At 68.3% G+C, this 13,067-nt stretch carries 9 protein-coding genes; 2 read left to right on the plus strand and 7 right to left on the minus strand.

Translation table 11 applies throughout. The annotated features are described in order from the left end of the window. Positions 1 to 5: 5 nt before the first annotated feature. Entirely contained in the window at positions 6 to 1,835 is a 1,830-nt protein-coding gene (locus ABZ406_RS01115) for a glycoside hydrolase family 15 protein (protein ID WP_357754957.1), read from the minus strand. A gap of 154 nt (positions 1,836 to 1,989) precedes the next feature. Between ABZ406_RS01115 and ABZ406_RS01120 the strand changes: the two genes are divergently transcribed. Continuing rightward, positions 1,990 to 2,415, plus strand: a complete 426-nt coding sequence (locus tag ABZ406_RS01120) for a VOC family protein (RefSeq protein WP_357754960.1) — start codon at positions 1,990 to 1,992, stop codon at positions 2,413 to 2,415. A 17-nt stretch (positions 2,416 to 2,432) separates the two neighbouring features. Here the strand turns inward: ABZ406_RS01120 and ABZ406_RS01125 are convergent, their stop codons facing one another. Further along, positions 2,433 to 3,641, minus strand: coding sequence for an FUSC family protein (locus ABZ406_RS01125; protein ID WP_357754963.1), 1,209 nt, complete (start codon positions 3,639 to 3,641; stop codon positions 2,433 to 2,435). Between the two features lie 57 nt (positions 3,642 to 3,698). Continuing rightward, positions 3,699 to 3,995: a DUF6582 domain-containing protein gene (locus tag ABZ406_RS01130; RefSeq protein WP_357754966.1), complete on the minus strand. Its 297-nt coding sequence runs from the start codon at positions 3,993 to 3,995 to the stop codon at positions 3,699 to 3,701. Between the two features lie 141 nt (positions 3,996 to 4,136). On the opposite strand from ABZ406_RS01130, the gene ABZ406_RS01135 reads away from it, so the two are divergent. After that, positions 4,137 to 5,348, plus strand: coding sequence for a DUF1996 domain-containing protein (locus ABZ406_RS01135; RefSeq protein ID WP_357754969.1), 1,212 nt, complete (start codon positions 4,137 to 4,139; stop codon positions 5,346 to 5,348). A 45-nt stretch (positions 5,349 to 5,393) separates the two neighbouring features. On the opposite strand, the gene ABZ406_RS01140 is transcribed toward ABZ406_RS01135, so the two are convergent. The 4 genes from ABZ406_RS01140 to ABZ406_RS01155 all read right to left on the minus strand — a co-directional run bounded on the left by ABZ406_RS01140 (position 5,394) and on the right by ABZ406_RS01155 (position 13,018). Continuing rightward, a complete protein-coding gene (locus ABZ406_RS01140; RefSeq protein ID WP_357754972.1) occupies positions 5,394 to 8,069 on the minus strand; it encodes an RICIN domain-containing protein in 2,676 nt (891 codons plus the stop codon). A 389-nt stretch (positions 8,070 to 8,458) separates the two neighbouring features. After that, positions 8,459 to 11,443, minus strand: coding sequence for a glycoside hydrolase family 3 C-terminal domain-containing protein (locus tag ABZ406_RS01145; protein WP_357754975.1), 2,985 nt, complete (start codon positions 11,441 to 11,443; stop codon positions 8,459 to 8,461). A gap of 217 nt (positions 11,444 to 11,660) precedes the next feature. Next, positions 11,661 to 12,011, minus strand: coding sequence for a DoxX family protein (locus ABZ406_RS01150; RefSeq protein WP_357754978.1), 351 nt, complete (start codon positions 12,009 to 12,011; stop codon positions 11,661 to 11,663). 68 nt (positions 12,012 to 12,079) lie between these two features. Then, a complete protein-coding gene (locus ABZ406_RS01155) occupies positions 12,080 to 13,018 on the minus strand; it encodes an oxidoreductase (protein WP_357754981.1) in 939 nt (312 codons plus the stop codon). Positions 13,019 to 13,067 lie beyond the last annotated feature (49 nt).

A 13,067-nucleotide genomic window follows, 5' to 3' on the forward strand; every position in this document is an offset into this window, starting at 1 on the left:
GCCGGTCAGCCCTGCCGGTCGAGCAGGTCGTCGAGATGGGTCGCCGTGCTGATCAGCGAGAGGTGGCTGAACGCCTGCGGGAAGTTGCCGATCTGCTCACCGCTCGGCGCGATCTCCTCGGAGAAGAGGCCCAGCGGGTTGCTGTAGGTCAGCATCTTCTCGAACGTCAACCGGGCGTCGTCGATCCGGCCTGCCTGGGCGAGGGCCTGCACGTACCAGAAGGTGCACATGCTGAAGGTGCCCTCGGAGCCGGCGAGGCCGTCCGGCGAGGCGTTCGGGTCGTAGCGGTAGACGAGGCTGTCGGAGACCAGCTCGGCGTCTATCGCCCGTAGCGTCGACTCCCACATCGGGTCCATCGGCGAGATGAAGCCGAGCCCGGGCATGGAGAGCAGCGAGGCGTCCAGGATGTCGGTGCGGTAGTGCTGCACGAAGGCTTGACGCCCCGGGTGGAAGCCACGCTCCATGACCTGCTCGTAGATGGTGTTGCGTTCGGTCGTCCAACGGGTGGTGTCACCGGGGCGCCCACGGCGCTGCGCGAGGCGGATGGCGCGGTCCAGCGCCACCCAGGACATCACCCGCCCGTACGTGAAGTCCTGCCGCCCGGACCGGGTCTCCCAGATGCCATCCTCGGGCTGGTCCCAGTGCTCGCAGAGCCAGTCCATCAACTCCGCCGTCTTTCGCCACCCCGCGTACGGCGCGATCAGGCCTTTTCGGTCGGCGAGTTCCAGGGAATTGAGCGCCTCGCCGTGGATGTCGAGTTGAAGCTGGCCCGACGCGCCGTTGCCGATGCGCACCGGTGCCGACCCGCGGTATCCCTCCAGATGGCCGAGTACTTCCTCGGGCAGGTCCGGCGAGCCGTCGATCCGGTACACGATCCTCAGGGGCAGATCGGGGTCCTGGGCGTCCTGGATGCGCGCGTCGAGCCAGAGCAGATACTTCTCGGCCTCGTCGGTGAAGCCCAGGCGCAGCAGCGCGTGCACGGAGAAGGACGCGTCTCGGATCCAGGTGTAGCGGTAGTCCCAGTTCCGCTGCCCGCCGATCTGCTCGGGCAGCCCTGCGGTGGGCGCGGCGACCAGGGCGCCGGTTGGTGCGTACGTCATCAGCTTGAGGGTCATCGCCGACCGCTCGACCTCTTCCCTCCAACGGCCCTTGTAGCGGGAACGGCTCACCCACCTTCGCCAGAAGTCGCGGGTCTCGGCAAGGAGTTCGCACGCCTCCTCTGTGCTGAGTGCTCGGGGCGCCTGCGAGCAGGCCGTCTCCAGGACCACCCCGCCGATGTCACCCGCCCGCAGCGAGAACCGAGCCGACACGCCCTGCGCGCTCCGGTGGATGGCCCCCGCGTCGATCAGCTGCTCCGCATCCTTGAAGAGGGTGAGCGAGAAGTTCAGTGTCTCGCTTCGGAAGAGGTCGCCCTCGGGGTGCACCTGAAGCTCGAACGGATCGCGTCCGTAGTTGAACCGGGGTTGACAGTCGAAGCGGAGCGGCATACTGCCCCGGATCATGCGGACCAGTCGGATCAACCGGTGCCGGTCGGTGGCCTCCGCCCCGGTGACCGGCATGAAGTCCAACAGCTCACCGACACCGTCGGCGCTGTGGAAACGAGTGATCAGGATCGGCGTACCGGGCAGGTAGAGCTGCTTGCTCGTGTAGTCGACGCCGTCGGGCGAAAGCTGGAAGTGGCCACCCCGGCGGCGGTCCAGCAACGCGCCGAAGACACTCGGCGAGTCGAAGCGGGGCGCACAGAACCAGTCGATCGTGCCGTCACCGCTGATCAGTGCCGCCGTCTGCAGATCACCGATCAGGCCGTGGTCCTCGACTGCCGGGTAGCTGTCCACGCTGTCCCCCGCCACTCGTCCTGGCAATGGCGGCGTCTACCCGGCTGCCGAGGAAAGATGCGGCGGCCCGCGGCGCGACACCGAGGAGATCCAAGCAAAACGTCCGCCGCCGTCGATAGCGTCACCACAACCGACGTCGACGAGAGGGCACCTGATGAGCCTGCGAGGATTCGCGACCCTGAACATCTGGGCGGACGACGTGGCAGCGGCCACTGCCTGGTATGCGGACTTCCTCGGGATCGAGGCGTACTTCGTGCGTCAGGGACCCGACGGACGCCCGGCCTACACCGAGTTCCGCATCGGGGACTTCCAGGCCGAGCTGGGCATCATCGACCGGAGGTACGCGCCGGCCGGAGCGGCGACCGGGCCCGGCGGTGCGGTCATGCACTGGTGTGTCGACGACCTCGACGCGACGGTCGAGCGGCTGTTGGCGATGGGTGCCACCGAGTACCAGCCGATCACTCCGCACGGGGACGAGGGGTTCGTCACCGCGGCGGTGGTCGACCCGTTCGGCAACGTGCTCGGGGTCATGAGGAACCCGCACTACCTGGACGTCGTCGCCTCGCTCACGACGACCTGACACGCTGCGCGGCGGGCTCAGCCCCAGTCGTCCGGGTCCGCCGTCTGCCGCACCAGCTCCGCCGCCCGGTCGGCGTCCAGCCCGCTGGCGATGAGCAGGTCGTGTGCGGCCGTGCGGAACTCACCGGCGGCGATCATGCCGGAGTAGCCCAACCGGTGGGTGTGCGGGCGGGTGGGATCCCCCTCCCCCTGCGCCTTCCCGATCAGCTCCACTGCCGTCAGGATCTGTCGACGCGCCTCCCGCGGTTCCTCCCGTCCGCGGATCGCGCACCGGAGGGTCTGCACGCTCGTCGCCAGCAGGTCGATCGCCGCGGGGAACTCCGCGGATATCGGCTCGTCGTCCCGAAGCGCCTTCGTGAGCCTCCTGGCGATGGAGCGGCAACTGTTCAGGCTGCGTTCCAGGTGGCGGACGGCTTCGGTGTAGAAGGCCAGGGATGGTCGTTCACGCCAGCGCAGTGGCGCCAGTCGGACGACCTCCTGGGCAGCGTCGAGCCCTTCGTCGAGCGCGGTCAGTCGAGGGCTCAGCGTCCGCAGCGCGTCCAGACCTCGCTGGGCCTCGCCGAGATCGCGACGGCGGAGCGCCGCGGCCAGGTCGTGCAGGGCCACGACGGCCGGGTCGAGGACTGGTTCGGCCAGCCGCTGCACCGTCCGCTGCGGGTGGATGGGCACCACCAGCAGACCGACCGCCAGCCCGATCAACCCACCGACGGCGGCGTCGACGAAGCGGGGCACTGACAGATCCCGGACGGGCGGTTCCAGGGTGGCGATGAGCACCGCGGTACCGCCGGCCTGGGTGAGCAGGGAACCGCCGCCCTTGAGAAGCACCGCGACGATGATCGCAAGTACGACGACCACACCGGTCTGCCAGGCTCCGATGCCGAAGAACGGCATGAGCGTGTCACCGACGGCGAGCCCGAGGACCACCCCGACGAGCAGTTCGATGGTGCGCCGCAGGCGTGAGCCCATCGAGGCGGCCACGATGCCGACCGCCGTGGTGGGCGCGAGGACCGGGGTGGGATTGTCCAGGAACTGGTACCCCACGAACCACGCCAGCGCCGCCGCGATGCCGGCCTGCACGGCGAGCAACCCATAGAGGCGGAGTCGCCAGGCGCGGGTACGCAGCCCGTGGCGCACCCGCTCACGCAGGCCGTCGGACGGCCGACCGGCCCGGGTTGCCTCCCCCGAGGAGGGGTCGCCACCGGTTGCTGGCTGCTGCTTCGCGGGCATCCGCGCCGCTTACCCAGCGCTGACGACCCTATCCGGCAGGTACGCGACCGGGACCGCTCAGTGGGCCGGATTCGGTGTGTGCGGAAGTTTGCCGAGTTGACGCCAGTTCGTCTCGGCGACCTCGACGTCGTAGTGCTTGGCGGCGGCGAGGATGTTCTGGAACGCCAGGTCACGCTCCTTGTCGGTGACACCCTGCACCTGGTCGAACCGGGCGATGGCGTTACGGACGTGACCGGCGTCGGTCATCGGTTCCTTGCGCTTGTCGGGGAACGCGAACACGCTCTCCGGCAGCTCGCGCTTGTCCTTCTCCGACAGACCACCGTGTTTCTCGTGGGGTTTCCAGGTCGACGTCATCTCCCCCACGTACCCGCCAGATGGCCGGCGGCACCTTTAAAGAAGCTTTAAGAAGCTGTCGGGTGTGATCGGGAAGCGCCTACCATACGGCGGCCGTGGCCGTCCGGGTCAGCGCTGCCGTCTGTCCGTTGGGAGTGACCCGTGTCGTACGCCTCGTTGCCCGAGCCGGACGCGAGCCAACCGCCGTCTCGTCACCGTCCGCCGAGTTGGTCCGCCCGCAACCGGGTGGCCGTGGCAGCGGGAGCGGCAGTCGCGCTCGTCCTGGCCGCCGGGGGCGTGTACCTGGCCAACGGTGACGTGACGCCCGAGCCGTCGACCGCGTCGAACGCCCTCGACTACCAGTCCGCACCGGCCGGACAGCCGCCGTCGCCCGGCGTGGCGGTGTCGGCCTCCGCGTCGCCGTCGGCCTCCGCGTCCCCGTCGGCGGGTGCGACGCCGTCGACCGCTGCCGCGCCGAAGGTGCCGGCAACCGGCTGGATCCCGGTCGACCGGGCGGCCTGGAAGGCGCAGGCCGACGCGTACCGGGCGTTGAAGGCCGACCCGGTCCCGTCCGGGGTGGGTAACCTGCCGGAGTTCCGGGCGGACTGCACGTACAGCCACCGGCTGCCGGACGACCCGATCGTGGCCCCCGGCCTACCGGGCGCGTCACACATGCACTCGTTCGTCGGCAACAAGGCAGTCGACGCGAGCACCGTCGCCGGGGACCTGACGAAGTTCACCGCCACCTCCTGCAAGCCGATCCAGGACCACTCCGCCTACTGGGTGCCCACGCTCTACGACAACGCGACGGGAAAGCCGGTCGAGACCAGCGGGTTCCGGGTCTACTACCGCTCGCTGGCGAAGAACTCGACGGGCCAGATGCCGATGCCCAACGGCCTGCGCATGATCTCCGGTGACGCCAAGAAGAAGAAGCCGACGCCGCGCGGCGCGACCGGTCAGTTCTACTGCGCCTTCTACGGCCCCGGCGATCTCGACGGCATCGCCCGCAGCACGAACGGCAACTGGCCCATCTGCGGGGGCGGCGCGACGCTGCACTACATGATGCAGTTCCCCGACTGCTGGGACGGCAAGCACCTGGACAGCCCGAACCACAAGGACCATGTGGCGTACGGCAGCGGCAACTCCTGCCCGACCAGCCACCCGGTCCGGATACCGGCGATCACCTTCGACATCCAGTACCCGGCGAAGGGCACCCCGGCCGGCTATTACCTCGCCTCCGACAAGGAGGGCAAGAGCGCCTCGTCGATGCACGGCGACGCGTTCGTGATGTGGGACGTCAACACCATGAACAAGCGCACCAGGAACTGCGTCCAGGGACGCCGGACCTGCGACAACTACGGCTACCAGAAATAGCCGGGGCCAGGCCCGTGTCGGCCTGGCCCCGGGGTGTGAGGTGGATCAGCTACGTAGCGTCCACTGCTGGTTGGGGCCACCGTTGCAGGACCAGAGGATCACCTTGGTCCCGTTGGCGGTGGCCGCACCGTTCGCGTCGAGGCAGAGCCCCGACTGGGCGTTCGTGACGGTGCCGTTGGCGTTGACGTTCCACTGCTGGTTGGTGCCGCCGTGGCAGTCCCAGATGATGACCTGGGTGCCGTTGGCAGTGCCATTCCCGGACGCGTCCAGGCACTTGTTGCCGTAGACGGTCAACTGCTTGCCGCTGGTGTGGGTCCACCGCTGGTTGGCGCCGGTGGTGCAGTCCCAGAGTTGGGTCTGGGTGCCGTTGGTGGTCGAGGAGTTCGGCACCTCGACACACCGACCGGACTGGCCGCCGACGAGTTGCCCCTGCCCGGTGCCGCTGCCACCGCCCTGCTGCTGCCGGACGATCGATGTCGACTCGGCCGACCGGGTGCCCTGTGCGTCGACGACGTAGAGCCGGTACTCGCCCTGGGTCGCCGGCACGGCAATGGAGGTGGCGGTGCCGGTGGCCCTGGTCATCGTCGCCCCGGCGGTGAAGGTCGTGGTGCCGTACGGGGCCAACCAGACCGACTTGGTGGCGTCGCCGATGCTCCGGATCGGGATCGTCGCGGTGGCACTTGCCACGAACGTGCTGGCCGGCAGGACGTAGTTCGGCGCGGAGAAGTTGCTCGCCGGGATGATGTCCCGGTAGGCGTCCTCGAGGCCCGAGTTCGCGGCGATGCCGTACGCCGCCGCCGGCCAGACGTAGTCGGAGGAGACGAGGATGTCGGCGACGGTGCTGTTCGGCAGGTTCTTGTTCGAGACCTTGTTGATCGGGCCGTAGATCTGCGTGATGCTCAGATCGTGCTTCCGCCCGAAGTCGTCCGAATTGATCATCCAGGTGACGTTCTTGTCGATGCTCAGGACGTTGTCGCGGAACGTGATGAACGCCGATCCCTCGTCCGGGTGCAGTCCGTACTTGTGGCCTGACGGCACACCCTGCAGGTAGTTGTTGGTGATGGTCGTCCCGGGTTGGCTGCCGAGGGTGTAGATGGGCGCGGTGTCACTCAGGCGCTGCACCGTGTCGATGATGTGGTTGTAGCTGATGGTGTTGTTCCGCGCCGTCGTGGTCGGTCGGTTGGGCTGGATCGACCCCGATGACCCGTCGAAGTTCCACCAACCCCAACCCATCGTGATGCCCGACCAGGGTGCCTTCTCGATCCGGTTGCGCTGGATCGTGAGGGTGTCGACGAAGTACGCGGTGATGGGGCTGTGCCCGTTGAACAGGACCGCGCTGTCGTAGATGTAGTTGTTCTTGATGTCGATGTTCTTCGGCAGACCCTCGACCTGTGCGGAGTACTTCTCCCGGTTGGTCGACGTGCCGTCTCCGATGTAGACGTGCTGGGGATGGCCGACACTGATGGCGGACCCCGCGATGTCGTTGGTGTGGTTGCCGATCAACTGGGTGCCCTGCACGTCGTTGACCAGGCTGATGCCGTCCGCACCGGTGTGCTGGATCCGGTTGCGTTGCAGCAGGATCCCGTCGGCGTTCTGCACCTGGACGATGCCGGGCGTCACGTCGACGTTGCGGTAGTAGTAGACGTGGAAGTTGCCCTTCGCGTACACCTGCGCACCGAGATTGCCCTGCTGCGCCTGCTTGAAGGACGAGCCGGCGACGTTGAACAGGTTCCAGTCGGAGTGCTGCACAGTCAGGCCGGAGAAGGTGATGTTGCGCGCGTGGCTGCTCGTCGAGGTGCCCGCGACCCGCAGCAGTGTGGTGACGTTGTTCGGCGCGTACACCGACGCGGTCGCCATGTTCTCGGCGCTGGCCTTGTAGTAGTAGACCGTCTTGGTGCCCTTGTCGAAGTAGAACTCCCCGGGCGAGTCCAGGAACTCGTACGCGTTCATCAGCTTGTGGGTGCCACCGACCTGGGCGTTGCCGTTGAACGCGCCCTGCGCGATCGCCGCGCCCGGTTGCTGGAACAGGGCGACCCGGTTCGCACCGTCGGAACTCGTGGTCACCTGACGGACACCGACGATGGCAGTGGTCCAGGTGGTTCCGGTCTCGATCTCGATGTCGTCCTGGTTGCGTGGCACGGCCGGGAAATCGTTGAGGTTGTACTTGGCGCCGTCGCACTGCGACCCCGACTCCCAGGCCCAGGAGGCCTGGTTGGCAGTGACGGTGTACGTCCCGTAGCAGCCCGCCGAGCTGATCGTCTTCGTCGCCATGACTGCGCGCTTGTCGTTGACGTAGAGCGTCCGCAGCTTGTTGGCACGGTCGAGCGGCGCCTTCCAGATGTTGCCGCTGTGCTGGCTCCACCCGGTCACCTGGACGCCGCCGTCGAGGACCGGCCTCTCGCCGGGGTACGCCGCGTAACTGATCCGGAATCCGTTGGTGCCGGAATCGCTCGCCCCGAATTCGACTGTGCTGCTCACCGGATAGGTGCCACCGCGCAGGACGACGTTCACGTCACCGGTCATGTTCGTGTTTATCGTCCGGACGATGTCTCGGGCGCGTTGCACGGTCCGGAATGGCGACTGAAGGCTGCCCGGATTGGCGTCATCACCGTCGGGGGCGACGTAGTAGGTCGCCTGGACCGCGGCTGCGGCCGGTAGCTGGTTGGTCAGCACGGCCGGCAGCGTGGCGGCGACTATCGCCGCCACCGCCAACACTGACATTCGAGCGGTGGATATGGCTGACTTCACGTCTGTTCCTCTCACTGGTCGTCGATGTGGTGCCCAAAGTGCGTATCGAGCGACGAGTACGGAACAGCGACGCCACTAAGGGCCGGCGGGGACTTTCGTCGCCCCGACCGCACTCTTTGTTAACCGCCCCGAAATTCTTACTCGGAGCGTAGGTCACACGTCTGACCTATGCAACTGGCAATTGGGGGGCGTCTATGTATAAATGCCGTCGGATCGGGCAGATCAACCCTGCCGCCCGCACACCCCCAGGTGCGTCGTCCGACGAATCGACAGCCGAGGCAGGTTCGTCGGCCGGCAGCGCGGGTGCCGCCCCGGAACGACAACGGGGCCGGGTCGACGAACGACCCGGCCCCGCGCTCCGGTCACCTGATGGAGAACTCCGCCAACCGCAGCGGAGAGTCGAAAACCAGGTACACGTCTCGGGTGCCGACGGCCCGGGCCAACTCGGTGCTGGTGCTGACGTACCGGTAGTCGTCGCCGGTGCTGGGCACTGTGGCCGTACCGAGCACCCGACCGGTGGGCGACCCCAACCGGATCTGGATGGTGCCGGCGCCCGCACCGGCCCTGGCGACAGTCGCGCTGAAGGTGCGCGGGCCGGCACCCAACGCGGAACCGTCGAAGGAGATCCACTGACCGGCGGCGGTGGCGCCGACCGCCGTACCGCTGGGCTTCGTCTCGTCGACGAGCCGGACCCCCGCGTACCTGTCGAAGTTCTCCGCCCTGGTCGGCTGCGAGAGATTGCGGGCCGGGATGGTCTCACCGCGGACCCGGACTGTGGCGCGGGCCCGGATGTCCTCGGCGGACGCCCCGACCATCAGGTCGTGCACTGACGACTCGACCACCCACCGACTGCGGGTGACGTCCCAGTGCGCCAGGTCGGCGGCGGGCAGGCGCACTGTCACCGTACGGGTCTGCCCGGGTGCGAGTTTCACCTGCTGGAACGCCTTGAGCTGACGGATCGGGGTGCTGTCCCGCGAGGTGCGCTGGTGGGTGTAGAACTGAACGACCTCGGTCCCGGTCCGGCTGCCGACGTTCGTCACGTCGACACGGGCCGTGATGGTGCCGTCGGCCGCCACCGACTCGGCACCGGCGCGGAGCTGGCCGTACCGGAACCCTGTGTACGACAGGCCGTGGCCGAACGGGTAGAGCGGCTTCGCGCGGCTGTACAGGTAGGTCTGCCCGGACGAGATGATGTCGTACTCCAGCAGGTCCGGTGGCAGTTGTGAGTCGGAGCGGTACCAGGTCTGGGTGAGCCGGCCGGACGGGTTGCGGTCACCGAAGAGGACGTCGGCGACGGCGTGACCGGTCTCCGCGCCGGCGTGGGTGGTCCAGACGATCGCCGGTACGTGCTCCTGCTCCCACCTCATGGTGACCGGGTAGCTGGTCTGGAGCACCAGCACGGTCCGTGGGTTGGCAGTGGTCACGGCCTTGACCAGTGCCTCCTGGCCGGCGCTCAGCGCGGTGGAGGTCCGGTCGTGCGCCTCACGGCCGTTGATGAACGGGTTGCTGCCGACAACGAGCACCGCGGTGTCGGCAGCCTTGGCCGCCGCCACCGCCCGGTCGACTCCGCTGCTGATCAGCTCGCGACTGAAGTGGGTCGCGGCGGCCGGGGTGGACGCGCCGAGTTTGAGGGCGCCATCGTCGCCGACAGTCACGTACGTGTCGGCGCCGAACCAGCTCTCCTTGGTCTCGTAGCCGACGTAGCGCAGCACCACTGTGCCGTCACCCTGCGGCTCCAGTTTGAACTGCTGCTGGACGTACCAACCGTTTGGCTGTTCGTCGCGGGTGAGGAACGGCCCCCAGTTGTAGCCGAGGTAGCGACCGTTCGCGGCGTTGCGCAGTGTCACCACGTCCTGCCCCCAGTCGACCACGTCGAACTGGGCGACGAGCGCCGGGGTGGCGCCGGTCCCGAGAACCCGGTCGGCGTCGGTGGTGCCGGTGGACGAGATGTAGCGGCCGGTCGACACGTTCTTCAGGGCGATCCGGTCCGCCCCGTCGAGCCCTCTCACACTGGCCGAGCTGCCCAGCCGTTCGCGGATGCCGCCGAGTGCTGTCACCTGGTACGGCAGGTCGCCGCCGTACCAGTCCGAGTAGAGGGTGTCGGCAAGCGGGCCGAGCACCGCCACCTTGCGGGTCCGGGCCGGGTCCAGTGGTAGCGCCTGCCGCTCGTTCTTCAGCAGCACCATCGCCTCGCCGGCGGCCTGCCGGGCGAGTCGTTGGTGTTCCCGGCTGTTGATGACGTCCGGGGTGATGCCGCCGTACCGGCCGCCGCCCGGGTCGAACTCACCCAGCCGGAACCGGACGTTGAGGATCTCGCGGATCCGGGCGTCGATGTCCCGCTCGGTGAGCAGACCGGTGGCGAGGGCCTGCTTGATGGCGGTGATCGTCGGTTGGGCGTTCGTGTCGTCGGTGATGAAGCTGTTCAGGCCGGCCTTGACGATCGCGGCGTTTCCCTCGGCCTGGGTCGCGTAGTAGCCCTGGGAGCCGACCAGGTTGTTCGGCGCCCAGGCGTCCGTGACGTTCATCAGCGGCTGGTCGGTCCACCCGCGTACCACAGTGGCAAGGTCCGGGTCGACGGTGGCCGGACGGCCGTTGACCAGGTTGTACGCGGCCATCACGCCGGTCGCCGCGTCGGCGGCGATGGCCGGTCGGAAGGCGGCGCGGTCGTACTCGTTGAGCACCCGAGGCGGCACGTTCGAGGAGGTCACGTCGCGCCGGACCTCGTTGTTGTAGGCCAGGTAGTGCTTGAGGGTCGGGGCGCTCTTCAGGTGGTCGGGGTCACCGCCGGTCATTCCCGAGCCGTACGCGGTGGACATCGCGGCGGTGAGCAGCGGGTCCTCGGAGTAACCCTCCTCGTTGCGACCCCAGCGGGGGTCACGCAGCAGGTTGACCACCGGTGCCCACAGGTTGAGACCCCAGACCCGGGGGTTCTGCGCGTGGTAGCCACGCGCCTCGTCACCGACGGCCGAACCGACCTGCCGGATCAGGTCGGTGTTCCAGGTGCTGGCCATGCCCACCGGCTGCGGGAAGGCAGTGCCGCGAGCCTTGACCACGGCGCCGTTGTTGTCGATGTCGGTGGACCAGGCCACCCCGTGCAGCGCCTCGGTGCCGGTCTTGAACAGGCCGATGCCCAGCCGGGGAATGGCCGGCTGGTACTGGTGCAACCAGGAGATCTTCTCGTCCTGGGTGAGGCGGCCGAGCAGGTCGTCGACCCGGGCGTTCACTGGCAGGTGGGGATCTCGGAACGGGTAGGTGGGTTCGGCGAGCGCGGTGCCGGGAACGGCCGGTAGGGCGAGCAGGGCGAGCGCGAGCGCGGTGATACCGCGCCGAAGGCGCCAGTTCCGCATGCGGTTCTCCTCATGTCGTACGTCAGGCGCCAAGCGGGCGCCGAGACCGGCGTGACCAGGCTCGACACCCGGCTGACGGGCCTGTACGACGAATCGTCGAAGCGCTTCGACGATTCGGCCGCGTCACCACGGCCATGACTGGTGGGATCCGCGCAACTATAGATGCACGCCAATGAGTCGGCAATGCCGAGCTGCCCCGCGCGTCGGAGCGGACGACTCACCAGTGGTAGAGCACGTTCACCGTCAGTGCGGCCACCTCGGTGACGAAGAAGATCGCCCAACCCACCAGTTGACGGGAACCGACGCGCAGGTGCGCGATGAGCGCGCCGATGAAGTACAGCACCAGCCCGGCGGCGGCGAGGGTGCCCAGCAGCGGTACGGCGAAGCCGGCCAGCAGCCCCAACGAGCCGGCCGCCAGCGCCAGGCCCAGCCGCGGCACCCAGGACCGAGGCACGCGCTTCATGTCCGCCTGAGCCTTCGGGTAGTCGTGACCGATCAGGTAGATCACGGCGGCGAAGCCGGTGAAGACCGACGCGATGATGGTGACAGTGACATAAGTAGCGAACATGTGTCCTCCAGTGTGGTTTCTCGCCGGACGGACGATCTGGCACCGCGAGATGTGACAGTTCGGGAGGATCAGTTCGCTTGTCGTAGCGCGTCGAATCGCACGCCGGTGGCCTGCTCGGACATCTCCCACAGACGACGGCCGTGCTCGGTGTCGGTCGCCGCCGCGGAGAGCTTCGCCGGCGCGGGGTGTCCACGCAGTTCGCCCGGCCCACCGGGGGCGACGAGTTGGCCCGGCCGCGCTGCCGCGTCGGTGGCGGCGAACAGTTGCGGCCAGACGCCGCGGTCGACCGGTTGGGCGAGAAGCGGGTTGCCGATCCGGCCCAGCAGGAAGCGCCAGATCGGTGTGCTGCCACTGCTCTGGAGGTTCGTCGCGGTGTAGCCGGGGTGGGCGAGGTAGCTGCGCACCGGGCTCGCCACGGCGCTGAGCCGCCTGTGCAGTTCGTAGCCGAAGATGGCGTTGGCCAGCTTGGACGTGTTGTAGAAGCCCATCGGGGAGTAGCCCCGCTCGCCGGTCGGGTCGGCGAAGCGCACCTTCCCCTGCCGGTGGTTGATCGACGTGACAGTGACCACCCGGGGATCCTCGCCGGCCACCAGGAGGTCGAGCAGGAGCCCGGTGAGAGCGAAGTGCCCGAGGTGGTTGGTGGCGAACTGCATCTCGTGCCCCTGCGGGCTGAGGGTGCGGGGCAGCGCCATCACCCCCGCGTTGTTGATCAGCACGTCCACCCGACCGTGGTCGGCGTGCATCCCGTCGGCGAAGGTCCGTACCGAGTCGAGGTCGGCCAGGTCGATCCGCCGAACCTCCAGGTCGACGCCGGCCTGGGCCGCGGTGATGTCGGCCGCCACCCGGTGGCCCCGCTCCTCGTTGCGGACGGCCAGCACGACACGGGCACCGCGGACGGCGAGCGCCCGGGTGGTGACCAGGCCGAGGCCCGCCGTGGCACCGGTGACGACGACGGTACGGCCGCTCAGGTCGGGGATCTGGTCGGTGGACCAGCCATTGACACTCATGCGATCCACTGTGCTATCTGTGGCACTCAGTGTCAAGCAGTGCGCACAA

The organism is Micromonospora sp. NPDC005710, from assembly GCF_040630995.1.
In the GTDB taxonomy this organism is placed as follows: domain Bacteria; phylum Actinomycetota; class Actinomycetes; order Mycobacteriales; family Micromonosporaceae; genus Micromonospora.

What these genes read in the sequence shown, in the direction of transcription:
- ABZ406_RS01120 (WP_357754960.1), top strand. Translation starts at nt 1,990, where the DNA reads ATGAGCCTGCGAGGATTCGCGACCCTGAACATCTGGGCGGACGACGTG.
- ABZ406_RS01145 (WP_357754975.1), bottom strand. Translation starts at nt 11,443, where the DNA reads ATGCGGAACTGGCGCCTTCGGCGCGGTATCACCGCGCTCGCGCTCGCC.
- ABZ406_RS01155 (WP_357754981.1), bottom strand. Translation starts at nt 13,018, where the DNA reads ATGAGTGTCAATGGCTGGTCCACCGACCAGATCCCCGACCTGAGCGGC.
- ABZ406_RS01125 (WP_357754963.1), bottom strand. Translation starts at nt 3,641, where the DNA reads ATGCCCGCGAAGCAGCAGCCAGCAACCGGTGGCGACCCCTCCTCGGGG.
- ABZ406_RS01150 (WP_357754978.1), bottom strand. Translation starts at nt 12,011, where the DNA reads ATGTTCGCTACTTATGTCACTGTCACCATCATCGCGTCGGTCTTCACC.
- ABZ406_RS01130 (WP_357754966.1), bottom strand. Translation starts at nt 3,995, where the DNA reads ATGACGTCGACCTGGAAACCCCACGAGAAACACGGTGGTCTGTCGGAG.
- ABZ406_RS01140 (WP_357754972.1), bottom strand. Translation starts at nt 8,069, where the DNA reads ATGTCAGTGTTGGCGGTGGCGGCGATAGTCGCCGCCACGCTGCCGGCC.